This window comes from Micromonospora sp. ATLC16 (assembly GCF_057196645.1).
The window spans coordinates 28997-50842 of the sequence record NZ_JBXUOW010000020.1 but is presented as its reverse complement, the minus strand read 5'-3'; the positions used below and the strand labels follow the sequence as shown (position 1 = coordinate 50842).

The 21846-nt window shown below is 72.1% G+C and carries 22 protein-coding genes and 1 pseudogene; 7 read left to right on the top strand and 16 right to left on the bottom strand.

The features are described 5' to 3' along the window. Window positions 1–66: 66 nt before the first annotated feature. On the top strand, window positions 67–708 hold the full coding sequence (locus AC2CHE_RS11310; RefSeq protein ID WP_484504876.1) for a phosphatase PAP2 family protein: 642 nt from the start codon (window positions 67–69) through the stop codon (window positions 706–708). Window positions 709–714: 6 nt separating this feature from the next. On the opposite strand, the gene AC2CHE_RS11305 is transcribed toward AC2CHE_RS11310, so the two are convergent. The 6 genes from AC2CHE_RS11305 to AC2CHE_RS11280 form a co-directional block, all read right to left on the bottom strand. Further along, entirely contained in the window at window positions 715–1893 is a 1179-nt protein-coding gene (locus AC2CHE_RS11305; protein WP_484504855.1) for a MarP family serine protease, read from the bottom strand. A 63-nt stretch (window positions 1894–1956) separates the two neighbouring features. Continuing rightward, entirely contained in the window at window positions 1957–2688 is a 732-nt protein-coding gene (locus tag AC2CHE_RS11300; RefSeq protein WP_484504875.1) for an NUDIX hydrolase, read from the bottom strand. A 5-nt stretch (window positions 2689–2693) separates the two neighbouring features. Further along, window positions 2694–3302 carry a TlpA family protein disulfide reductase gene (locus AC2CHE_RS11295; RefSeq protein WP_484504854.1) on the bottom strand — a complete coding sequence of 203 codons (609 nt, stop codon included), beginning with the start codon at window positions 3300–3302 and terminating at the stop codon, window positions 2694–2696. Further along, the gene (nth, locus tag AC2CHE_RS11290) at window positions 3299–4078 is read right to left on the bottom strand and encodes an endonuclease III (protein WP_484504853.1); all 780 of its coding nucleotides are present in this window, start codon (window positions 4076–4078) and stop codon (window positions 3299–3301) included. The genes AC2CHE_RS11295 and nth overlap by 4 nt, the downstream gene beginning before the upstream one ends. Before the next feature lie 54 nt (window positions 4079–4132). Next, a complete protein-coding gene (locus AC2CHE_RS11285) occupies window positions 4133–5278 on the bottom strand; it encodes a CapA family protein (RefSeq protein WP_484504852.1) in 1146 nt (381 codons plus the stop codon). Between the two features lie 57 nt (window positions 5279–5335). Then, on the bottom strand, window positions 5336–5998 hold the full coding sequence (locus tag AC2CHE_RS11280) for an adenosylcobinamide amidohydrolase (RefSeq protein ID WP_484504851.1): 663 nt from the start codon (window positions 5996–5998) through the stop codon (window positions 5336–5338). Between the two features lie 220 nt (window positions 5999–6218). On the opposite strand from AC2CHE_RS11280, the gene AC2CHE_RS11275 reads away from it, so the two are divergent. Together AC2CHE_RS11275 and AC2CHE_RS11270 are read left to right on the top strand one after the other, a co-directional pair. After that, window positions 6219–6896: a Crp/Fnr family transcriptional regulator gene (locus AC2CHE_RS11275; RefSeq protein ID WP_013736306.1), complete on the top strand. Its 678-nt coding sequence runs from the start codon at window positions 6219–6221 to the stop codon at window positions 6894–6896. A 213-nt stretch (window positions 6897–7109) separates the two neighbouring features. Beyond that, window positions 7110–7343, top strand: a pseudogene (locus tag AC2CHE_RS11270) (acyl-CoA dehydrogenase family protein); the annotation flags it as partial. A 33-nt stretch (window positions 7344–7376) separates the two neighbouring features. On the opposite strand, the gene AC2CHE_RS11265 reads toward AC2CHE_RS11270, so the two are convergent. Together AC2CHE_RS11265 and AC2CHE_RS11260 are read right to left on the bottom strand one after the other, a co-directional pair. Next, window positions 7377–8519 carry a hypothetical protein gene (locus tag AC2CHE_RS11265; protein ID WP_484504850.1) on the bottom strand — a complete coding sequence of 381 codons (1143 nt, stop codon included), beginning with the start codon at window positions 8517–8519 and terminating at the stop codon, window positions 7377–7379. Further along, window positions 8516–9457 (bottom strand): transporter substrate-binding domain-containing protein, encoded by a 942-nt coding sequence (locus tag AC2CHE_RS11260; RefSeq protein WP_484504849.1) that lies wholly within the window; start codon window positions 9455–9457, stop codon window positions 8516–8518. Before AC2CHE_RS11260 ends, AC2CHE_RS11265 begins: the two co-directional genes overlap by 4 nt. 271 nt (window positions 9458–9728) lie before the next feature. Here AC2CHE_RS11260 and AC2CHE_RS11255 point away from each other — a divergent pair, with 271 nt between their 5' ends. Beyond that, window positions 9729–10064 carry a hypothetical protein gene (locus AC2CHE_RS11255; protein WP_484504848.1) on the top strand — a complete coding sequence of 112 codons (336 nt, stop codon included), beginning with the start codon at window positions 9729–9731 and terminating at the stop codon, window positions 10062–10064. A 17-nt stretch (window positions 10065–10081) separates the two neighbouring features. Here AC2CHE_RS11255 and AC2CHE_RS11250 read toward each other — a convergent pair whose 3' ends face one another. The 7 genes from AC2CHE_RS11250 to AC2CHE_RS11220 all read right to left on the bottom strand — a co-directional run bounded on the left by AC2CHE_RS11250 (window position 10082) and on the right by AC2CHE_RS11220 (window position 18033). After that, window positions 10082–11557 (bottom strand): serine/threonine-protein kinase, encoded by a 1476-nt coding sequence (locus AC2CHE_RS11250; protein ID WP_484504847.1) that lies wholly within the window; start codon window positions 11555–11557, stop codon window positions 10082–10084. A 31-nt stretch (window positions 11558–11588) separates the two neighbouring features. Next, window positions 11589–12125: a hypothetical protein gene (locus AC2CHE_RS11245; protein WP_484504846.1), complete on the bottom strand. Its 537-nt coding sequence runs from the start codon at window positions 12123–12125 to the stop codon at window positions 11589–11591. 223 nt (window positions 12126–12348) lie between these two features. After that, window positions 12349–15936 carry an adenylate/guanylate cyclase domain-containing protein gene (locus AC2CHE_RS11240; protein ID WP_484504845.1) on the bottom strand — a complete coding sequence of 1196 codons (3588 nt, stop codon included), beginning with the start codon at window positions 15934–15936 and terminating at the stop codon, window positions 12349–12351. Then, the gene (locus AC2CHE_RS11235; protein ID WP_484504844.1) at window positions 15933–16760 is read right to left on the bottom strand and encodes an MBL fold metallo-hydrolase; all 828 of its coding nucleotides are present in this window, start codon (window positions 16758–16760) and stop codon (window positions 15933–15935) included. The genes AC2CHE_RS11240 and AC2CHE_RS11235 overlap by 4 nt, the downstream gene beginning before the upstream one ends. A 111-nt stretch (window positions 16761–16871) precedes the next feature. Continuing rightward, window positions 16872–17342: a RidA family protein gene (locus tag AC2CHE_RS11230; protein ID WP_484504843.1), complete on the bottom strand. Its 471-nt coding sequence runs from the start codon at window positions 17340–17342 to the stop codon at window positions 16872–16874. Then, entirely contained in the window at window positions 17339–17494 is a 156-nt protein-coding gene (gene sp36 / locus AC2CHE_RS11225; RefSeq protein ID WP_412818755.1) for a Sp36 family protein, read from the bottom strand. The genes AC2CHE_RS11230 and sp36 overlap by 4 nt, the downstream gene beginning before the upstream one ends. A gap of 44 nt (window positions 17495–17538) precedes the next feature. After that, entirely contained in the window at window positions 17539–18033 is a 495-nt protein-coding gene (locus AC2CHE_RS11220; RefSeq protein ID WP_484504842.1) for a hypothetical protein, read from the bottom strand. Between the two features lie 326 nt (window positions 18034–18359). On the opposite strand from AC2CHE_RS11220, the gene AC2CHE_RS11215 reads away from it, so the two are divergent. From AC2CHE_RS11215 to bagB, 3 genes are read left to right on the top strand one after another with little or no spacing between them, the layout of a single operon-like run. After that, entirely contained in the window at window positions 18360–18947 is a 588-nt protein-coding gene (locus AC2CHE_RS11215) for an Rv0361 family membrane protein (RefSeq protein WP_484504841.1), read from the top strand. Window positions 18948–18973: 26 nt separating this feature from the next. Next, window positions 18974–19951: an ATPase BagA gene (gene bagA / locus AC2CHE_RS11210; RefSeq protein WP_484504840.1), complete on the top strand. Its 978-nt coding sequence runs from the start codon at window positions 18974–18976 to the stop codon at window positions 19949–19951. Between the two features lie 53 nt (window positions 19952–20004). Beyond that, the gene (gene bagB / locus AC2CHE_RS11205; protein ID WP_484504839.1) at window positions 20005–21156 is read left to right on the top strand and encodes an ATPase BagB; all 1152 of its coding nucleotides are present in this window, start codon (window positions 20005–20007) and stop codon (window positions 21154–21156) included. Between the two features lie 46 nt (window positions 21157–21202). Here the strand turns inward: bagB and AC2CHE_RS11200 are convergent, their stop codons facing one another. Beyond that, window positions 21203–21523, bottom strand: coding sequence for a WhiB family transcriptional regulator (locus AC2CHE_RS11200; protein ID WP_093409985.1), 321 nt, complete (start codon window positions 21521–21523; stop codon window positions 21203–21205). Between the last annotated feature and the right edge of the window lie 323 nt (window positions 21524–21846).

Sequence of the window (21846 nt, the reverse complement as noted above, 5' to 3'; positions counted from 1 at the left end):
GAACGAGTCGATCCGACACCGCCCGCCGGTCCGGACCGGGTCGGACAACGGGACGACCGGCCAGGTGTGCGGCCGGCCCACACCGTCTCCGGCGTGCTGCTGGCTACGCCGATCGCGCTGCTGGCCGCGCTGGTGCTGGGTGACTGGCCGCCGCTGCGTCGACTCGACCTGGCGATCACCACCCACCTGCACGGGTACGCCCAGGACCACCCGGTCTGGGTCCGGGCGATGAGCTTCTGGACCGACGCCTTCGCGCCGATGCCCCTGCGGGCCGTGGCGCTGGTCCTGGTGATCTGGCTGGCCCGCGACGGTGCGCGGCGGCTCGCCGGCTGGGTCGCCAGCACCATGGTGCTCGGTGGTCTGCTCGGGCCGCTGCTCAAACTGCTCGTCGGCCGGCAGCGACCGGATCTGCCCGACCCGGTGGCGCAGGCGCCCGGTCTGGCCTTTCCGTCGGGCCACGCGCTGAACGCGATGCTCGCCGCCGGGGTGCTGGTGGTGGTGCTCCGGCCCCGGACCAGGCCCCGTTCCGCGGCCCGCGCGGCGGTCTGGCTCGGTGCGCTGACGATCGCCCTGGTGACCGGGTTCAGCCGGGTGGCGCTCGGCGTGCACTGGAGCAGCGACGTGCTGGCCGGGTGGCTGCTTGGTGCGACGGTGGTCGTCGCCACCACCGCCGCGTTCACCGTCCGGGCGGGCCGCCGGTCGGGCTGACCCTCGTCACGTGCAGTCGCCGGTGTCGGTGCCCCGGGTGCGTTCGGCGCCGGCCAGCGCCACCGGTCGGGCCTCGGCGGCGGTGACCGCGAACCCGGTGTTCGGGTCGTCGGCCGCCGCCGCGAAGATCACCCCGAGCACCAGGCCGTTCGAGGAGACCAGTGGACCGCCCGAGTTGCCGCTCCGGACCAGGGCCCGGATCGTGTAGATCTCCCGGTTGACGTCCCCCGACGAGTAGATGTCCGGCCCGGTGATCCGATCGACGTCGCGGATCCGCGCCGACTGGGCGTTGTACGGCCCGTCGAGTGGGAAACCGAGCACTATGGCGTCCGCGCCGGTGGAGGCGTTGCCGGCGGCGAACCGCATCGACGGGCCCGGCAGCCCGGGCACGTAGAGCACGGCCAGGTCCCGGTCGGGGTCGTAGACGACCACCTCGCCCTCGTACCGGTCCCCGCCCAGTTCCACCGCGACCGAACGGGTGCCGGCGACCACGTGCGCGTTTGTCATCACCCGGTCGTCGGCGTACACGAAGCCCGACCCCTCGATCCGGCGCGAGCAGCTCGGTGCCGACCCGAGCACCTTCACCACCGAGCGCTGGCCGTTGCTCACCACCTCCGAGCCGGCGAGCGCCGGGTCGGGCGGCTCGACCTGCCGGGCCTGGGTACGTCGCAGCCCGTCGAAGACGTCGGGGAAGCCGTTGGTGTCGACGGTGTCGCGCAGTGCGGTGGAGAGTTGCTGAGCCTGGTCGGGCAGCACCCGGTCCACCACGTTGAGCAGCGCGCTGCTCTTCACCGAGGCGGCGAGCCAGGGCAGCGAGGAGGAGCCGAGCGGCACGGCGACCAGCCAGGCGACCAGCAGCACCGCGAAGAGCGAGACGAACGCGCCTCCGATGTCGTCGGCCCGTCGTCCCACATCACTGGCGATGGTGCGGCGCAGGTGCGATCCGAGCCAGCCGGCCAGTGCCTGACCCACCACGGCGAGGCCGAAGATGGCGACCAGTGAGATCAGCACTCGGGTGCCGCTGTCCACGAACTGCTGGGCGAACATCGGGCCGACCTGCAGGCCGATCAGGGCACCCAGGAAGAACCCGGAGAACGAGAGCACGCCGATGACGAACCCCTGTCGGTATCCGCTGATCGCGAACACGAGCATGAGCAACAGCAGGACGAGATCCACGGCCGACACGGCTCAAGCGTACGGGGCTAGGGCTCAGGCGAAGACGATCGCTTGCGTAAGGTGACGGTCAGATCAGCGCAGGGCGCTCTCGTCGATCTCGTCGGTGCCGGCCGACGGAGCGGGCGAGGCACCGACCGGCGGAAGATCGATCACTCGGCTGCGCGGCCACGGGCGGCTCCAGCCTCCCATGTCCAGCAGCGCGGCCAGCACCCCGGCCGTGAACCCCCAGACCAGCATCCCGCGTACGGAGAAGGCGGGGCCGACCCAGCCACTCGAATGGCGTACCCGGACCCGGTTGTCCGGGTCGATCAGCTCGGCGATCGGCAGGCGGGCCACGTGCGCCACCTCGGCCGGCTCCCGGGAGTCCACCGGATGCGGCGCGTGCCACCAGGCGAGCACCGGCGTCACCACGAAGTCGCTTACCGGGATCCACAACCTCGGCAGTTGGGCCAGCACCGTGACGCTGCCCGGGTCGAGCCCGACCTCCTCGTTCGCCTCCCGCAGCGCCGTGGCGGCGGCGTCGGCGTCCTCCGGGTCGGCCGCGCCGCCGGGAAACGCCGGTTGGCCGGGGTGGTTGCGCAGGGTCGCGGCCCGCTGGAGGACCAGCACGTCCGGGCCGGTGACGGCGTCCTCGCCGAGCAGCACCAGCACGGCGCTTTCCCGGCCACCCTGGTCCGGCGTATGCAGCTGGGTGAAGTCCTCCGTACGCGCGGTGCCGAGCCGGACCAGCAGCGGGTCCAGCCAGTCCGGCACCGGCCGTGACGCGCCGGACGTCTCCCGGCCCGGGCTCACGCTGGCTGGCACCTCGCTCACGCCGGTACCGCGATGCCGAGGTGCTGCCGGACGAGTTCGGCGAGTTTGGCGTCGTCGAGGGCGCCCGAGGTGTCGATGTACCGGACGCCGCCGTCGGCACCCACGAACACCGTCATCGGGAACGCGCTGCGTTCCAGGGCCCGCTGGAACGCCTTGCCCTGGTCGAACAGCATCGGGAACCGTACGCCGAAGTCCTCGCCGAGGGACTGTGCGGCGCTGCGGCTGTCCTGGGTGTTCACCCCGATGACCCGCAGCTGCCCCTCGGCGCGCTCGTGCAGCCGCTGGAAGGAGGGAAGCTCCTTGCGGCAGGGCGGGCACCAGGAGGCCCAGATGTTCACCACTGCCGGTCCACTGATGTCCCGCAGGGCGACCGGGGACCCGCCGGTGAAGCAGGTGAGGGTCAACTCGGGCAGCGGATCGCCGGTCAGCTCTCCCCCACCGGGGTCGGCCGGGCCGTCGGTGAGCCCGCCGCAGTCCTCGAAGGGTGACGGGCGGGCGGCCGCCGTGGCCGGTCCGGCCGGCGCGGGGGCCTCGGGGTCGGCGGTGCAGGCGGTGGCGAGCACCAGCAGCAGCGGCAGGGTCAGCAGCGCGAGCCGGCGGTTCACGGTGCCTCCGCCTCAACCGCCTGCGCCGGCACCAGCTCGGGATCGACGCCGGCGGCGGCCGCGAGGGAACGGGCGCGGGGCCCCTTGAGCAGCTTCGCGGCGGCGGCTGGTTCGGTCGGGCCGGTGCCGTACGAGGGGCAGAGCTTCGCCAGGGTGCACGAGCCGCAGGCGGGCTTGCGGGCGTGGCAGACCCGGCGGCCGTGGAAGATGATCCGGTGCGACAGCATGGTCCAGTCGCGCTTCGGAAACATCGCCCCGATCTCGTGCTCGATCTTGACCGGATCGGTCTCGGTGGTCAGCACCCAGCGCCGCACCAGCCGCTGGAAGTGGGTGTCGACGGTGATGCCGGGCACGTCGAAGGCGTTGCCGAGGATGACGTTGGCGGTCTTGCGACCGATCCCGGGCAGGGTGACCAGGTCGGCAAGCCGGTTGGGAACTCGACCGTGGTAGCGCTCGACCAGTGCCTGGCCCAGTTGGATCAGCGAGTTGGTCTTGTTGCGGTAGAAGCCGGTCGGTTTGATCATCTCCTCCACCTCGCCGCGATCGGCCCCGGCGTAGTCGGCGGCGGTCGGGTAGCGGGCGAACAGTTTCGGAGTGACCTCGTTGACCTTCTTGTCCGTGCACTGGGCCGACAGGATGGTGGCGACGGCCAGTTCCAGCGGGCTGCCGTGGTCGAGCTCGCAGTGCGCGTCGGGATGCGTTTCGGTCAGCACCCGGCCGATCCGCCGCGCGCGACGGGTGCGTCCCAGGTCGGTCTCGGTGGCGCTTCTGGTCACGACGGCCAGCCTACGTCGCCGGTCCGACTGGCTCGGACGCCCGTGGCGGCGCAGTCAGTCCGCGTCGGGCGGGCTGATCTTTCCGGCGTCGGTGAATCGGGCACCGGTCTCGGCGAAGTCGAGCTCGGTGAGGTCCCGCAGCAGCCCGAGACCCCGATCGTCGGGGTCGATCGTCGGCTTGCGGGCCCCGTCCATGTAGGTGGGGGTGAACGAGCCGCCGGCCCAGGTGCCGTCGGCTTCGAGTGACACCTTCAGCACGCCGCCCCAGCCGAGCCGACCGTTGTTGCTGAGCGAGTTGCCGCCACCGGCGAAGTTGCCCAGGCTGTAGGCGATCAGCCTGCCCTTGTAGAACTCCATCCCGCGCAGCACGTGCGGGCCGTGCCCGACGATCAGGTCGGCACCGGCGTCGATCATGGCACGGGAGAACCTGATCGGGTCGCCCCGGTTCTCCCCGAGGAACATCTCGGTGCCGGGCCGCACCCGCGTCATCTCCGACCCTTCGGCCCCCATGTGTACCTGCACCACGACGATGTCGGCCTGACCGGCGGCCTTCTTGACCACCTCTTTCGCGGCCGGAATGTCGGTGAGGCTGTTCGACCACTGGTACGACGAGAAACCGGCGACGGCGACCCTGACGCCCTTCACCTCGACGACCGTGATCTGGTCAGGTGCGCCGGTGTGCTCCAGCCCGTGCTCCTCCAACGCCTGCTGGGTGTTCTCGTAGCCCTTCGGCCCGAAGTCGTACCCGTGGTTGTTGGCCTGGTTGAGCAGGTCGAAACCGGCATCGGCGAGATGGGCGGCGTACTCCGGCGGCGCTCGGAACTGGAAGCAACTGGTGGAGTTGGCACCGCACTTGCCGGCCCCGGTGTCCACCGTCAACGGCTCTTCCAGATTTCCCATCACCAGGTCGGCGGCGAGCGCCTTCTTCACCGAGTTGAAGAAACCCTTGCCGTTGTTCGGGGGGAGCCGATCGGGTGCCATGGCCATCACGATGTCGCCGGTGGCGGAAAGCGAGATCTTCTTGACCTCGGGGGCGGCCGATTCGACGGGCGCGCCCTCGCCACCGCCCGTGCCGGGTTGCCAGAGCGGCCCCTCGTCGGTGCTGGCGCAGGCGGCGAGGAGGAGGGCGGCGAGGAGCGCCCCCACTGCGGCCAGGGTGCGGCGACGGGGCCGGGGCACGGAGGGGCCGGAAGAGTACATCGTGCGCGACCCTACCGGGCGGATATCGCGGGATCGACCGCCGATCGGGTGGGAGATTCAGCCTTGGAGCCGATCCGACCATGGCACGACGGTGTCGCGGCCCCCCGACAGCACTGCGGCGTGCACCGCCCGGGCCAGCGGCGCGCCCCAGGTGGAGCGGGGTCCGCCGTAGGCGTTGATCGGCCCGTCCGGCGGGCAGAGCACGGTGACCGCGTCTGTGGGCGTACCGGTGCCGGGCAGCCCCAACTCCGCGATCGCCTGCGCCTTCGCCTCGGTGGCCGTGGCGACCGCGTTGACAAGTGCCGCGTCGCCGAGCCGCGCCGGAACGTACGCCACGATGTTCACCGTGCCGACCGGTTGCGCCGGCGCCGCCACCGTGGGTGCCGCCGCTGGCACCGGCGTACCCAGACCGACGGTGGCCCAGATCTGCACGCCGGTGTCGGTCCGCCGCACCACCTCGGCCACGTCCACGCCGGTCATCAGGCCCACGCCGGGCCCGTCCAGGCCGAGCTCCCGGGCCAGCTCGGCCAGGTGGTCGGCGGGGTCGTTCCGGTCGTACGACGTCGACACCGTCGCGTTCAGCACCCACCGCCGTACGCCGATCCCACCGCCCAGCGGGGCGGAGCTGACCGCCCGCAGCACCCGCTCGGCATGCCAGATAAGCACCGGGACGTCACGTTCGTCCTCACGCCGGGTGGCCAGCACGGGTTCGGGCAGCACCCGGTGACCCTACGTCCGGGTGTCCGCACCGCCGATCCCGGCCTGACCAGGGGCGGGATTCTAAAGGGTGATCACGACGGGCGCGTTACGCCCAACGATCAAGATTCCAGGGGTGCACCTCTGATTCCTGCTCACGTGCGCCTAGACTGGTCGGCGCGCGAGGGATCAGCGGACGGCGGACCCAGGCCGAGCAGACGGCACGCGCAACCGGAGGTGCGCGATGGACGAGGTACTGGCCCGCAGCGGGATCTTCCAGGGTGTCGACCCGGAGGCGGCCGAGGCGCTCGCCAAGGAGATGGAGACGATTGAGGTCCGCAAGGGCGAGGTCGTCTTCAACGAGGGCGAGCCCGGCGACAGTCTCTACATCCTGCTGTCCGGCAAGATCAAGGTTGGCCGCCGGGCGGCGGACGGCCGGCAGAATCTGATCGCCGTGATGGGTCCGTCGGACATGGTCGGCGAGCTGTCGCTCTTCGACCCGGGTCCGCGTACGGCGACCGCGACCGCGGTCACCGACAGCCGATTGGCCCGACTGCGCAAGCAGGCGCTGCGGCCGTGGCTCAACAACCGGCCCGAGATCGCCGAGCAGTTGCTGCGGGTGCTGGCCCGCCGGCTGCGCCGGACCAACGACGCCCTCGCGGACCTGATCTTCACCGACGTGCCCGGCCGGGTGGCGAAGAACCTGCTCCAGATGGCGGGGCGCTTCGGCACCCGCGACGGCGGCGTGCTGCGGGTGACGCACGACCTGACCCAGGAGGAGATCGCCCAGCTCGTCGGCGCCTCCCGGGAGACGGTCAACAAGGCCCTCGCGGACTTCGCCTCGCGCGGTTGGCTCCGGCTGGACGGCAAGAGCATCATCATCCTCGACCCGGAGCGCCTGGCCCGCCGCGCCCGCGTCTGACACCCACCCGGCTCACGCGCTCTTCCACCGGCTAGCCCGCCCTGCGCGATCCGGGCGGTGTCCAGTGCGGTGATCAGGAACGTTGGCAGTGTCGTGGCGAGGACCTGGCCGCCGCGCCAGTTCGTGGCGGGCACACGCACATGCCGTTCACCCGGCTCGTCGACCGGCGGCTGGTAATCAGTCCGGGCAGCGTCGGCATGCCGCCGGGGCGCCGGCACCGGCCGGTACGCCATCGAACGCGCCTGCGAGTACACCGCGACCCGTTCGGTGTGGGGCGGCCGGACGATCGGCTCCCACCAGGGAGTCGCACATCCCCTCGCGCACGCGGCGGTGCAGGTGGAGCTGGCCCGACTGATGATCCAGAAGGCGGCGGCGCTCTACGACGCCGGCCGCGACCTGGAGGCCGGGATATCCGCCAACATGGCGAAGTACGCGGCCGGCGACGCAACATGCCGCAACCCGCAGCGCCGTCAGCCGGGATCAGCGGCAGGCGGCGTCGACCCGGTGGACCGGGCGCACCCGACGGCCCAGTCCTTCCAGCAGCGAGTCCTCGACGTGGAAGTCGTGGACGCGCAACCGGTACCGGGGCAGTTCCTCCTCCGACGGGCAGAGCACCTGCCCGCGTACCTGGTCAACCGGGACGTAGCGCACCCCGCCGCGTTCCTGGAGGATCACCATGTTCACATCGTCGGTGGTCACCACGTGCCCACGGATCTCCTCGGTGGCCTCGGCGGAGGTCGCGCCGGGATCGCCCACCGTGGTCACGGTCAGCGGCAGCACCGGCGTGCTGATCACCGGCAGCGCCGCCCAGACCAGCACCACCAGCACGGCGAGTTGGGTCACCGGGGCGAGTGGCCGGATGACCGCCCGGGGCAGCGGACCGGCGACGAAGAGAGCCAACAGCGGAGGTACCACCAGCAACACGATCGGCAGGGGCTCGCCCTGCCGCCCGGCGTCGCGCAGCGTCGGCACGAGCAGCCAGAGGTAACCGGCGTACGCCGCGACGACGATCAGGACACGGAGGGCGGGACGCTCGTGCAGGCGTTCCGGCCGGAGCTGGAAGGCCGCCGCGACGGCGGGCAGCAGCAGCGGGAGATACAGCAGCGGCCAGGTCACCAGGGCCATCAGGAAGCTCGCCGCGACGAACCAGCCCGGCGTGATCTCCATCCACCGGGCAAAGAGCGGTCGGCGGGTCAGCCGGTGTCCGCTGGCGGCGAGTACCCCGCCGAGCGCGAACACCGCGACCAGCACTGTGGAGAGCAGGCGGGCCGCCGTGGTGAGGAAGCCGGCGAGCAGGTTGACCGGTCCCACGTTGGCCACCAGCAGCAAGGTGGTCTGCAACTCTCCACCGGCCTCGATGCCGAGCCGCAGCACCGAGAAGATCGCCGGTACGCCGACCACGGCCGTCCAGAACGACTGGCTGGCCCGCGCCCGACGCTCGGCCGGATCCCAGCCGCCGGCGGCCTTCGTCCAGAGCGCAACGGGGGCTGACTCGATCCGTCCCGTCGTGCTCGGCAACGCCGAAGGCGGCGCGGCGGTCGGCGGTACGGGGGCCCGCGGTACGGGTGGCGGTGGGCGGCCAGCGCCCGGTTCGTCGGGAGCGGTGGCGGGTGCCGGGGTCATCGGTGTGGCGCCTTGTCGTCGAAGTCCACCAACCTCGGCACGTCGAGCGGTTGCGGCTGCCGCTTCTCGCCCCGCAGCCACGGCCCCAACGTACGGTTGTACGCGGTCAGCCACGGGCTGGCTTCCCCGCTGCGCCCCTCCTGGTAGCTCTTGTCGAGGAAGTAGGCGACCAGGTCGCGCAGGGCCGGGTCTCCGATCGGCACCCCGACGCCGAGCAGTTCGCTGGTGCCGAAGGGCATGTCGACGATCTCGAACTCGGTCGGGTAGCGGGCCAGGAAGCCGGCCAGGATCGTCTCGTCGGAGCTGACCGCGTCGTACTTGCCGGCGCGGATTCCCTTGACGCAGTCCCAGACGTCCTTGACCACCAGCGTGCGGACCTGATTCTCCTCCAGTTCCGCCTCGGTGGTGGAGCCGCCGCTGGTGCAGATCCGGTACTTCGGGTTCCGCAGGTCCTCGATGGTGCGGATGGTGTCCTTGTGCCGGGTCGGCACCAGCACCTCCTGGGTGGTCACGAAGTACGGACCGGCGAAGCTGACGAGCTTCTTGCGTTCTTCCGTGATCGAGAAGCTGGAGACCACCAGGTCCACCACTCCGCCCTGGAGGGCCGGAATCCGGTCCTCGGTGGACACCGCCACGAATTCCAGTCGGTGCTCCCCCTCGTAGCCGAGGGATGCGGCGATGTACCGGGCGATCTCGACGTCGAAGCCGATGTGGTTCCCGTCGCGTACCTCGCCCATCAGCGGTTCGTCGTCGGCCACCCCTATTCGTAGGACGGGCTGGCCCCAGATGTGGGACTCGCGCAGCTTCTCCTGTACGGACGGCAGTTCCGGCTCCTTCTGGCTGTCGCAGCCGGCCGCCGCGCCGAGCAGCAGCGTCAGGGCGACCGCCGCGGTGGTCGCCGCCGCACGCCACCGGGAACTGGAGAGGCTTACCGCCATGGCCACCTCGCTACGTTTCGAGTTTATGGTTGCACCGAAAGTAGTCGTCCGTGTCGAGGCGCCACCATCCGGTGATTGGTTTCGACGTGGGTTACCGCCCGGAGAGCTTGATGAGTGACAGCAGGTGGGCGATCAATGTGATGGCGCATTTCCGACTCGATCGGCACTGTTCCGGCCCCCTCTCCATTCGGCAAGCTGTTGTTTGTCAGCTGTTCCGCGTGGTGAAGCTGGCTGCTGTTGACAGATCGGCAATCTCCGACATTCTGGACGGATGAGACGGTTCCCAGGATCCGACGCTCGGACCGTGGCGGTGGCTGCGGCCCTGGCGGCGTTCTGGCTGCTCGCGGCGCTGGTGGTGGGGCGCCGGCAGGATCTGCTCGGCGTCGCGGGGGCGCTGCTCTGTGTTCTGCTCGCCACCGTCGCGGGGGTGGCCGTCACCGCTGCTCGGCAGCGGGACGGGGACGCTCGACCGGATCGCGGGCAGCCGTCCGTAGGGCCGGGCATCGAGCCGTCCGGCATCGATGCCGACACACTGGAAAGCCTGGGCGACCGGGAGGCGGTCCGCGCGCTGCGGGACCGGCATCGACGCGATCGGCGGGGGCGCTGACTGCCCTCGGGAGGGGGTCAGCCGCTGGTGAGCGTGGGCGAGGCTAGGCCGTTGAGGCCCCGGCCGGCCAGGCATCGGTAGGTGGGGTCGGTGTCCGCGTCGGCCGGCGGTAGCACCTCAAGATTCCATCCCGCCGCCTGACGCATCCCGCTGACCAGGCGGAACGTCTCCTCGTTGCAGACCTGGCGCACACCTGGATCCGCGACGATCTCGTTGTGGCCGGCATCAGTCAGCGCGGCCGGCAACTTCCCCTGGGCGTAGCTCTCCCAGGTGTGCCGGGCGTCGCAGGGCATTCGGCTGGCCTCGGCCCACTGGCCACGCACCTGCACCGGCCCGAAGCACTCCAACTCCGCGGCGCACTGGGCACCAGCGGGGAGCACCTCCTGGTGAGTGGCACAGCCCGGGCGCAACATCCCGGTGGCCGCCGGGCGCGCCGGCATGCTCGGCTGTGGCGACGGTCCACCACCGGCCGCCCAGGCGCCGACACCTGCCGAGGCGGCGAGGGCGACCACCCCGGCGGCCCCGAGGAACCAGCGTCGGCGACGGCTGCGCTCGGTGGAGCCATCCCTGGCCGGCGGAGCCGCACGGCCGGCATCCTGGCCACTGGCGGCAGCGCCGCCGATCGGTGCCGCCGCGGCGTTCGCGCCGCCGCTGGACCCGGCCGAGCCGTCCAGCGTCAGGTTGCTGAGCATGTCGCGCAGTTCGGCGGCGGACGGCCGGACGCCGGGATCGTTGGCCATGCCGGCACGCAGCACGTCGACCAGGTCCTCCGGGATGCCGGGCAGACCGGGAATCGGCTGGTGGAACATCTCCAACACGGTGACCAGGCTCGGGTTGCGCTCGCTCTGCCAGCGCGGCGGCCGACCGTGCATGACCGCGTAGAGGGTGGCGCAGAGCGCGTACACGTCGGCGGCCGGCGAGGGCGGACTGTGGCTGAACATCTCCGGCGGCGCGTACGCCGGGGTGAGCACCTCCAGCGCGACGGAGGCGTCCCGCATCTCGGCGACCACGGCGAGGCCGAAGTCCGCCAGTACCGCCGGGTTGAAGTGCGAGTGGAGGATGTTGGCCGGCTTGACGTCGCGGTGCAGCACGCCGGCCGCGTGTGAGTGGGCGATGGCGTCCGCGATCTTGACGCCGAGATCCCGGGCCTCGACGGCGCCCAGCGGTGAGTTGCGCATCCGCTCGGCGTACGAGCCGTCGCAGAGTTCCATGATCAGGTAAGGGTGCTGGTCGATGGTGACCCCGACGTCGAACAGGTCGACCACGTGCGGGTGCGACGACATCCGACCGGCGGCACGCGCCTCGCGCAGAAAACGGGCCTGATCCCGGTCACTGGCCAGGGTGCGGTTCTCCACCTTCACGGCGACCTCGCGTCCCACCGAGATCTGCGTCGCCCGGTAGACCGTGGCGTAGCCACCCCGGGCGAATACGTGTAAATCAGTCAGACCGGGCACAATGGGCGTCGGCAGGGCGCCGGGTGGGGTGTCGGTCACAATCTCGAAAATACCGAACTCTGCCGGCCGCTCACTGAACCGCATCGGTGGCCGGCCCCGAACCCGACGCATCGGCAGCGCGCCGGTCGTCTTCCTGCTCCGATTCGCCCGCAGTCGATCCGTTCCCGCCCGCTGGGACGATCACGCCGGACCGACCCGTCGTGCCAGCGGACCGCCGCGCGTCCCACCACAGTCCGGCGGCGGTCGCCACCGCGCCCAGGCCCTCCCAGGCCGCCACTCCGAAGAACCGCCCCGGTGCGACGTCGGCCAGCACCGCGAGGGTGAAGACCGTGAACGTGACCAGCCGGAACACCACGGTGAAGCGGTAGAAGGCGCGCCACTCGGTGGCTGCGGCGAGCAGGTAGTAGACCCCCATGTTGAACGAGGCCATCGAGGAGGCCGTCACGAAGACACCCGTGTAGTCGCCCGATGCCCGGCTCTGCGGGATCTCGAAGCCGAGCATCCGCAACAGCGCCTCCGGCCAGAGCAGGCCGACCGCCCCCGTCACCAGCGCCAGCACGCCGAACACCGCGATCGTCCACCCCGCGACCGAACGCGGCAGCCTCATCTTCGCCCCCCTCGACGGCGCGACCAACGACAGCGACGGCCGCGTGCACCCGTCACGCTAGCGGCCAGCCCCGACCGATCGCATCCCCGAAACCGTCAGATCCGCACCGGCCAGCGATCCACCGGACGAATCGGGCCGAGAGCACCCGACCCGGTTCCTCGACAGCGCGGCCCACCGGCAGCGCCGCCGGGGCGGGGCACGCCGATGTCGCGGGCGGGTGCGGTCAGCCGGGGGTACGCAGCCGATTCAGCAGCGCCTCCGCGGCGGCCCGCTCACTGCGCTGCTCGGTGGCGTACGCCAGCCGAACCGCGTCCTCGGCGCTGGCCTTCGCCTCCGCTGGCCGCCCGCACGCGGCCAGCGCCTCGGCCAGCACGCTCGCCGCGACCACCTGGCTGCGGACGTCCTCGGCCTGCACCCGCACCGCCCGGTAAGCCCAGTCCAGCGCCTGCTCGCGCTGGCCGTGAGCGAGCAGGGCCGAGGCGTAACGCGCCATCGACTGCCGGCGGGGGAAAAGCAGGGACGGGGTGGTGGCCGCCCTCGTGGCGACCGGAGCGAGCAGGCCGACCGCGGTACCCGAGTCGCCGGTCGCCAGCCGGGCGGTGGCCAGCAGCACCCGGGGAGCGACCTGGGCCGGTGCCTGCGGATTGTGCGGATCCACAGTGGTGAGCACCGCGCGGGCGTGCCGCTCGGCGCCGGCCACGTCACCCATCTCCAGCGCGACGAAGCCACGCAGCGTACCGGCCATCCCGGTGAGCAGCGGGTGACCGGTCCGGTGGCCGTACGCGAGCGCGTCGGTGAGCAGGTCCGCGGCGTGCTCCGGCTCGCCCAGCCCCCGGGCGACCACGCCCCGAACTACCAGCGCAAAGCCCTGCCCCCAGTCGTCCGAGGCGGCGGCGAAGTCCCGGTACGCCCGCCGGGCCTCCCGGTCGGCGTCGACCAGCTCGCCCAGCTCGGCGTTGGCGTACGCGTCGACCGCCCGCAGGGTGCCCACCGCCCACGCCTCACCGACCCGTTCACCGAACGGCAGGAAGACCCGGGCCAGCCGGCGCGCCTCCCGCAACCGACCGGCTAGCAGCCGGGCGAAGGCGGTGGTGCCGCGCAGCCACGCCCGGCCGTACGGGTCCTTCAGTTCGGCGAAGAGCCGGGCGGCCCGGCCGAGCACCGCGTCCGTACCGGCGAAGTCGCCGCGGGTGGTGGTCACCCAGGCGAGGTTCTGCAACGACCACGCCTGCCCCCGGCGGTCCCCCGCGCCCAGACTCACCTGGTACGCCGCCGCCAGCCGGCTGCTCGCCTGCCCCAGCCGGCCGACCAGGAAGTCGTTCATGCCCAGCCGGCGCATCGCCGACGCACGCAGGGTGGGCAGGTCGGCGTCGCCGGCCACCTGAAGCGCCTCCCGCCAGCAGGACTCGGCCCGGCGTAGATCACCCATCACCTGCTGGGCCTGCCCGGCGAGCAGCAGGGCGCTGGCCCGCGTCGCCGGATCTCCCACGTTCGCGGCGATCTTCTCGGCCGAGGCCAGCGCGTCGGTGGCCCGACCGACCTGGAGCAGTGCCCGGGCGTGTGCCACCCGGTCGACCGCGGGAATTCCGTCACGGGCCAGTTCGACGGCGCGTTCGGCGTACTCGACGGCCAGTGCCGGCTCTCCCGCTTGCAGGGCCCGTCGGGTGGCCCGGCCGAGCGCCGCCACGCCCAGCGGCGCGACCGCCCGGGCTGGCGCGTCCGGACGCAGCGTGACCGCGTCGGCCAGCGCGGTGGCCCGCTCGACGTGCTCGGCCACGAAGTCGTCCCGGGCCGCCTCCGGGAAGCCGCCCGGTCCGGTCCCGATGCCGCTCGGACTGGCGGCCTCGGTCACCGGAGCCGCCCAGCGGGCCAGCGCGGCGTGCCGTTCCGCCAGCTCCGCCTTGCTGATCCCGGAGTACGCGGCCTCCCGCATCAGCGGGGTGGCGAAGGCGTACCCGCTGCGGGTGCGGTGCAGCATCCGGCGTTGCAGCAGTTCCTCCACGGCCCGTTCCAGCTCGACGGCGGCGACGGCGGCCGGACGGCCGTCGCTGGCGGTGCACTGCTCACGCAGCGCCTCCAGCGCACCGTCGGGCACGGTGTCGCCGACCACCGCGGCGTCCCGCAGCACGGAGCGAGCCTCCGCCGGCAGGGCGTCGATCCGGGCGGCGAGCACCGCCGCGAGGTCCCGGGAAAGCAGTCGGCTGCCCAGTGAGCCCGGTGCCAGCCGCCAGGTGTTGCGGGTCCCGGCGATGAGCGCCCCGCGCTCCATCAGCAGGGTGACCAGCTCTGCCAGGTAGAACGGGTTGCCCTGGGCGGTGGCGAGCAACCGGTCGGCGTCGGCCTGGGGCAGCCGCCCACCGCCGAGGTAGCTGGTCAGCAGCCGGGCCGCGTCGGCGCCACGCAGCGGCGGCAGCGGCTGCACCTCGGCGTCGGACACCCGGGCCAGCGTGCCGGCGGTACGGACCAGTTCGGGCCGCCCGAGCAGCAACACCAGCACCGGACCGGCGAGCCGGGACAGCGTGACCTCCAACGCGCCGATGGTCTCCGCGGTGGCGTCGTGCAGATCGTCCACGATCATCACCAGCGGCGCCTCCTCGGCGAGCGCACTGAGCAGGTCGGCCACCGCGTTGGGCACCGCGTCGACGTCGGCCGGCGTCTGTACGGTGCTCCACTCGCCCTGGTCCGTCGGGCCACCGGCGGGGAGTTCCGCGTACCCGAGCAGCGCCAGCAGCTGGTCGGTGGCGACCGGGGCCGGCTCCGTCCGGACCCGGTTGAGCCGTTGCCCGAGCCGACGCAGCCGCTCCTCCACAGCGGCCCGGGTGACCGCGGTCGCGGCGTCGTCCGGCAACCCCGTCGCGGCGCGCACCAGGTCGGCGAGGGGTGCCAGTCGACGCCGCTCGCCGAACGCCGCACAGCGCACCGAGAGCACCCGGGCGCCGGTGTGCGCGGCGTACCGGCCGGCACCGACGTCGTAACCGGCGGCGAGGCGTTCCACCTCGGCGGCGAACCGGGACTTGCCGATGCCCGCCTCGGCCGTCATCAGCAGCACCCGGGGCTCGGTACGGTCGATCACCTCGGCGAGTCGGCCCGCCACCCGACCGATTTCGGTCTCCCGGCCCACGAACGGCGCCTCGTCGCCCAGACCCGAGCGGGTGCCGGGCGCGTCCAGCAGACCGAGCAGCTCGTACGCCTCGACCGGCTCGCGCTTGCCCTTGAGCCGCAGCGGTCGCAGCGCCCGCCAACTCGCGACGTGCCGGGTCGCCGCGGCGGTACGCCCACCGGCGTAGACCGCACCGACGGCGGCGGCGTCGGCCAGCCGGGCGGCGGTGTTCACCGTGTCGCCGATGACGGTGTACTCGATGGCGGCCTGGATGCCGGCGATCACGTCACCCGTGTTGAGCCCCACCCGCAGTCCCACCGGCGCGCCGCCGCCCCGCTCGTCGTCGAGCACCCGGCGCACCGCCCGCTGCATCGACAACGCGGCGCGTACCGCCCGCTCGGCGTCGTCCTCGTGCGCCACGGGAGCGCCGAAGACCGCCATGATCCCGTCACCGGTCAGCTTGTCGACGTGCCCGCCGAAGGTCTTGACCGCCCCGGCCAGCGCGGCCAGCACCCGGTCGGTGACCGCGCCGACGCGTTCCGGGTCGAGATCCTCCGACCAGGAGGTGAAGTCGGACAGGTCGCCGAAGAGCACGGTCACCACCCGGCGCTCGGCAGCGGGCAGGGTCGCGGCGGCCGGCAGCGCGGCGCCGCAGTTGTGGCAGAACCGGGCGCCGGGCACGGCGACGGTTCCGCACACCGGGCAGGTCACGCTGGATCCAACCTCGCGTCGCCGCCGTCGGATTCCCGGCCCAGGTATTCGAGTTGGGCGCGCACCGACCATTCCGCCGCCCACCACAGCGACCGGTCGACGTCCGCGTACACCACCGCGACCACCTCGGCCGCGGTCCGCGCACCGGCGTCCAGCGCCGCCCGGACCTGGTCGAGGCGGGCGCGACGGTGGGCGAGGTAGAAGTTGGCGGCGGCGCCGCAGTCGGCCAGCGCCGGGCCGTGCCCGGGCAACGCCGGTGTTCCCCGGTACGCCGAGAGCAGCTGAAGGCTGGCCAGGTAGTCGCCGAGATGCCCGTCCGGGTGCGCGACGACGGTGGTGCCCCGGCCGAGGATCGTGTCACCGGTGAGCACCACCCGCTGGCCGTTCCGCTCGGCCAGGAAACAGACCGAGTCGGCGGTGTGCCCGGGGGTGGCGAGCAGGCGGATCTCCAGGCCGAAACCGCTCAGGTCCGGCCCCGCGCCGGCCAGCGGCGCACCGCCGATGGTGTGCGCCGGGTCGGCGGCGAGGACGGCGACTCCATCGAGCAGGTCGTGCAGGCGGGTCGAGCCCTCGGTGTGATCCGGGTGGCCGTGGGTGATCAGCACCAGCCCGATCGGCCCCTGCGCGACGATCGCCGCGAGGTGCGCCTCGTCCGCCGGCCCCGGATCGACCACCACGGCCGGCTCGCCGGGTCCGGCCCGCAGCAGCCAGGTGTTGGTGCCGTCCAGCGTCATCGGCCCCGGGTTGGGTGCCCGCAGCAGCGCCGCCCAGTCCGGCAGTTCGCTGGCGAGGGCGGTCGCCGCCCCCGTCACATGCCCTCCCATGGCTGCGATCGTACGACTCCACGAACGCACCCCCGCGATCTTGCAGCTCCGGTCCCCGATTCGTCCTCGTTAGAGGCCTTCGTCCGGGCGGAACTGCAAGATCGCGGCAAGTCAGGAGACCTCGACGATGACCTCGACCTCCACCGGCGCGTCCAGCGGTAGTTCCGCGACACCGACGGCCGACCGGGCGTGCCGTCCCGCCTCGCCGAAGACGGTGCCGAACAGGTCCGACGCGCCGTTGATGACGCCCGGCTGCCCGGTGAAGCCGGCGGCGCTGGCCACGAAGCCGGTCAGCTTCACGACCTTGACCACGTTCTCCAGACCGACCAGCGAGTCGATCGCGGCGAGCCCGTTGAGTGCGCAGCGCTGGGCCAACTGCTTGGCCTGCTCGGCGGAGACGCCGGCGCCGACCTTGCCGGTGGCCAGCAGCTTGCCTTCGGCCATCGGCAGTTGCCCGGAGACGTACACGTGCTGCCCGGACTGCACCGCCGGCAGGTAGCTCGCCACCGGCGGCACCACCTCCGGCAGTTCCAGACCGAGTTCCGCCAGCCTGGCGTGGGGTCCGTTGGTCACGGCACTCATACCTTCGGGCGCTTCAGGTAGGCGACCAGTTGCTCCGGGTTCGGCCCGGGCACGACGGAGACGAGTTCCCAGCCGTCCTCACCCCAGTTGTCGAGGATCTGCTTGGTCGCGTGGACCAGCAGCGGGACGGTGGCATATTCCCACTTCTGCATTGGTGGAGGGCTCCCTCGGTGGCATGGACGCTTCGGTACACAGCCTACGGTCCGCCGGCCGGCCCGGACGCGGGACGCTGTTCAGCATCGGGCCACTGCTCGGGAACGGCCCGTTGCTCGGGTGCCGGCGACAGTTCGCCGCAGGGCCCGGGATGCTCGTAAGGCTGGGGGCAGCGCGTACGGTCCGGCAGCAGCAGGTCGCAGAAGACCCGGTGTCGGTTGTTCTGGTCGTCGGCGGTCGACACCTCGGTCTCGCCGGCGTCGAGTTCGAGCAGGAAGTTCAGCGAGGTCGCCAGCCGGCCGGCCAACGCGGTGGCGGCGGCCAGATCGGTCACCCGAATGGGCAGGTGGATGACGTACCCGGGGCCGTCCTCCTCCCGCCCGCTGGTCGGCTCGGCACTCGTGACCGGTTCGACGGGACGCCGATACGACCGCTCGTTGACCGGCAGCCGGCCGGAGGAGTCTCCGCCAGCCGTCCGGCTGCCCCGCCACAGCCCGCCGGGGAACTGGGCTCGGGGGGTGTTGTCCGTGTCGCGCATGCACTGCCTCCGGGCGTCGTACCTGGTCACGGCGTCGCCCACCGGTCCGGGACCCATCCGTCCGGCCCGGGCCGGGGCGTGCCGGAGCGACCGTAGGACCGGAGCAGCGGTCCCATCAACAGGACGCGCGCGCCCGATTGCGTTAGGTCACATTTGCGACACCCGACCAGCGGAAAGTTGATCGCGATCGCCGTACCGGACAGACCGGGCTCTCCGCAGCGGGACCGCGGACCGCTACCCTTCCCGTCTGGACGGGCGCCCGGCCCGGCCACCCGATCCCACGCGCACCGCCTCGACGCGGTGCTGCGCCGCACCCGGGGGGACCGATGACCCAGCCACCCGCCGGCGGCCCGACCGGCCCCGCCGATCTCCCGCCGGCCGGCTCACCGGCTCAGCCCCCGCCACCGGCCACCGGCCACGGTGCGCCGCCCGAGGGCGGATATCGGCGGCAACATTCGCCGGCCGGACCGTCGCGTAAGCGGGGGCCACTGCTGGCCTCGCTCACGCTGGCCGTGGTGCTGCTGCTCTGCACCGGGGGCGGGGTGGCCGCCTTCCTCACCCTGCGCAACACCGAGTCGGGCGAGGGCGCACCCGATCCGTCGGTGGCGGTCGACGACTTCCTGACCGCGATCTACCAGGACCAGGACGCCGCCAAGGCGGCGGATCTGGTCTGCACCGCCGCACGCGACCAGGACAAGATCCGGGCCAAGGTGTCCGAGGTCGAGGAGTATGTCGCGACCTACCAGAATCCCCGGTTTCGCTGGGACACCCCGACCGTGGACAACGAGACCGGCGACCGGGCGACGGTCACCACCACGGTGACCGTCACCACCGCCGACGAGAAGATCGCCGATCAGGATCTGCGCTTCACGGTGATCCGTAAGACCGGCTGGTGGGTCTGCGAGGTCGCCTGAGCACGCCGGATGGATAGGCTCGACGGGTGGGAGCAGCGCAGCGACCGACGGACCGGGCCGGCATCGACTGGCCCGCGCGCCTGCACGTGGTGACCGGCAAGGGTGGCACGGGCAAGACCAGCGTGGCCGCCGCGCTGGCCCTTGGCCTGGCCGCAGGTGGTCGACGCACCTTGCTGGTCGAGGTGGAGGGGCGGCAGGGCATCGCCCAGCTCTTCGGCACCGAACCGCTGCCGTACGCCGAGCGACACCTGGCCGACGCCCCCGGCGGCGGCGAGGTGTCGGCGCTCGCGGTCGACGCCGAGGAGGCCCTGCTCGAATACCTCGACATGTTCTACAAGCTCGGCGCGGCCGGCCGGGCGCTGCGCAAGTTCGGCGCGATCGACTTCGCCACCACCATCGCTCCCGGTCTGCGCGACGTGCTGCTCACCGGCAAGGTCAAGGAGGCCACCACCCGCACCGTCGACCAGCGGCGGGTGTACGACGCGGTGGTGCTGGACGCGCCACCCACCGGCCGGATCGGGCGCTTTCTGAACGTCACCGCCGAGACCGCCCGGCTGGCCAAGATGGGGCCGATCAAGACGCAGAGCGACGGAGTCTCCGCGTTGCTGCGCTCCCCGATGACCGCCGTGCACGTGGTGACGCTGCTGGAGGAGATGCCGGTGCAGGAGACGGTCGACGCGATCGCCGAACTGACCTCGCTCGGATTCGGCGTGGGGCGGGTGATCGTCAACGGGACCAGCGCGCCGCTGCCGACCGGACGATTGGTCTCCGAGGCGGAACTGACGCGGGGACTGCGCGCGGCCGGGCTGACCGCCAGCGCGGGGATCGTCAGCGGCCTGCACCACGAGGCGCGGGACCTGATGATCCGCCGGGAGTTGGAGGATTCACTCCGCACCGATCTGGTGGACCTCGGCGTGCCCCTGGTCGAACTACCGCTGCTGCCCGACGGGGTGGACCGCGCCGGCCTGGAGGTGCTCGCCGCCACGCTCGTCCAGGGCGATTGACTCACACCTCACCTCGGCCTGGCGCGCGGAGCCGGTCAGCCCGATACGCTCGATTGGTGCCTCCCGACAACGCCGCGCCGCCGCTGGACGTCGACCGGATCCTGGCCGATCCGGGAGTCCGGATCGTGGTCTGCTGCGGTGCGGGCGGGGTGGGAAAGACGACCACGGCCGCCGCGCTCGCGCTGCGCGCCGCCGAACAGCACGGCCGCCGCACGGTGGTGCTCACCATCGATCCGGCGCGGCGACTGGCGCAGTCCCTCGGCCTGACCGAGCTGGACAACACACCCCGGCAGGTCAAGGGGATCGACGTCGAGGGCAGCGGCGGCGAACTGCACGCCATGATGCTCGACATGAAGCGCACCTTCGACGACGTGGTGCTGGCGCACACCGACCCGGCGAAGGCGGCGGAGATCTTCGCCAACCCCTTCTACCAGGCCATGAGTTCCACCTTCGCCGGCACGCAGGAGTACATGGCGATGGAGAAGCTCGGCCAGTTGCACGCCCGGGGCGAGTGGGACCTGATCGTGGTGGACACTCCCCCGTCGCGCTCGGCGCTGGACTTCCTCGACGCACCGGCCCGGCTGTCGCGGTTTCTCGACGGGCGCATGCTCCGGCTGCTGCTCGCTCCGGCACGCAGCGGCGGTCGCAGCATGTTCAGCCTCGTCACCGCCTCCTTCGGGATGTTCTCCCGGGTGGTGCAGAAGGTGATCGGCACCCAGTTGCTGACGGACCTGTCCGGCTTCGTCGCCGCGCTCGACTCGATGTTCGGCGGATTTCGGCAGCGCGCCGAGCAGACGTACCGCATCCTGCAGGCGCGGGAGACGGCGTTCCTGCTGGTCGCGGCGCCGGAGCCGGACGCGGTCCGGGAGGCCGCCTACTTCGCCGGTCGGCTGGGCGCGGAGCAGATGCCGCTCGCCGGCCTGGTACTCAACCGGGTGCACCAGCCGACGGCGACCGAGCTGGGCGCTGCGGAGAGCCGCGCCGCCGCCGACCGCCTGGCCGCGGCCGGTGGCCATGAGGGCACCGTCCAGGTGTTGCGGGCGCACGCCGCCCTGGCCGAGCAGGCGGTACGGGAACAGCAGGTCGCAGCGCGATTCACCGAGGCGTTTCCCCAGGTGCCGGCCGTGTCGGTGACGGCGCAGCCCGCCGACGTGCACGACGTCGACGGGCTACGGACGATCGCGGCGGCGATCAGCCGCCCCTGACCGACGGTCGGAGCGGCGGGAAGCCGCAGCCGACCGTGCCGGTGGTTCAGTTGCCGGTCGCGGCCAGGATCTTGTCCTTGCCGGCCTTGTCCTTGGCGTTCTTCTTCATCGCCGCCTCGAACATCTTGCGCCAGCTGGTGACCTGGGGATGGCGACGCAACAACGCGCGACGTTCCCGTTCGGTCATGCCACCCCACACGCCGAACTCGATCCGGTTGTCCAGCGCGTCGGCCAGGCATTCGTACCGGACTGGGCAGCTCCGGCAGATCCGCTTGGCCACGTTCTGTTCGGCGCCCTGTACGAACAACGCGTCCGGGTCCCCGTTCTGACACGCCGCCAACGACGGCCAGTCAGTGATCATGCCCATCTGTACACGTCCCCCCTTGCTGTACTACCGACGCCGTCGCGGGCCAGCCGGCAATCCCCCCGGGTCGTCCGGCACGCCTTACCCCGAGGCGGCACAGACGACATGTGGCTCTGTCGCCGCCTACATCATGCTCTGTAGTCACACGATTACGCAACGTTGTCGGCAAAATCCATCATTCCGGACACTCCCGGCTTCTCGGGCCTGGGATCGCCGCTTACCCCACCGAGGTCGCCGAAAACGCTGCGAGCGACCTCCATGGGGAGGAAACTCGGCTCGAATCCACGCAACCGGACACCCGGTGCCACGCGTCTAGCACAACGAGG

What these genes read in the sequence shown, in the direction of transcription:
- AC2CHE_RS11275 (WP_013736306.1), top strand. Translation starts at nt 6,219, where the DNA reads ATGGACGAGGTACTGGCCCGCAGCGGGATCTTCCAGGGTGTCGACCCG.
- AC2CHE_RS11285 (WP_484504852.1), bottom strand. Translation starts at nt 5,278, where the DNA reads ATGTACTCTTCCGGCCCCTCCGTGCCCCGGCCCCGTCGCCGCACCCTG.
- AC2CHE_RS11200 (WP_093409985.1), bottom strand. Translation starts at nt 21,523, where the DNA reads ATGGGCATGATCACTGACTGGCCGTCGTTGGCGGCGTGTCAGAACGGG.
- AC2CHE_RS11245 (WP_484504846.1), bottom strand. Translation starts at nt 12,125, where the DNA reads ATGAGGCTGCCGCGTTCGGTCGCGGGGTGGACGATCGCGGTGTTCGGC.
- AC2CHE_RS11230 (WP_484504843.1), bottom strand. Translation starts at nt 17,342, where the DNA reads ATGAGTGCCGTGACCAACGGACCCCACGCCAGGCTGGCGGAACTCGGT.
- AC2CHE_RS11255 (WP_484504848.1), top strand. Translation starts at nt 9,729, where the DNA reads ATGAGACGGTTCCCAGGATCCGACGCTCGGACCGTGGCGGTGGCTGCG.
- AC2CHE_RS11220 (WP_484504842.1), bottom strand. Translation starts at nt 18,033, where the DNA reads ATGCGCGACACGGACAACACCCCCCGAGCCCAGTTCCCCGGCGGGCTG.
- AC2CHE_RS11265 (WP_484504850.1), bottom strand. Translation starts at nt 8,519, where the DNA reads ATGACCCCGGCACCCGCCACCGCTCCCGACGAACCGGGCGCTGGCCGC.
- AC2CHE_RS11235 (WP_484504844.1), bottom strand. Translation starts at nt 16,760, where the DNA reads ATGGGAGGGCATGTGACGGGGGCGGCGACCGCCCTCGCCAGCGAACTG.
- AC2CHE_RS11215 (WP_484504841.1), top strand. Translation starts at nt 18,360, where the DNA reads ATGACCCAGCCACCCGCCGGCGGCCCGACCGGCCCCGCCGATCTCCCG.
- AC2CHE_RS11260 (WP_484504849.1), bottom strand. Translation starts at nt 9,457, where the DNA reads ATGGCGGTAAGCCTCTCCAGTTCCCGGTGGCGTGCGGCGGCGACCACC.
- sp36 (WP_412818755.1), bottom strand. Translation starts at nt 17,494, where the DNA reads ATGCAGAAGTGGGAATATGCCACCGTCCCGCTGCTGGTCCACGCGACC.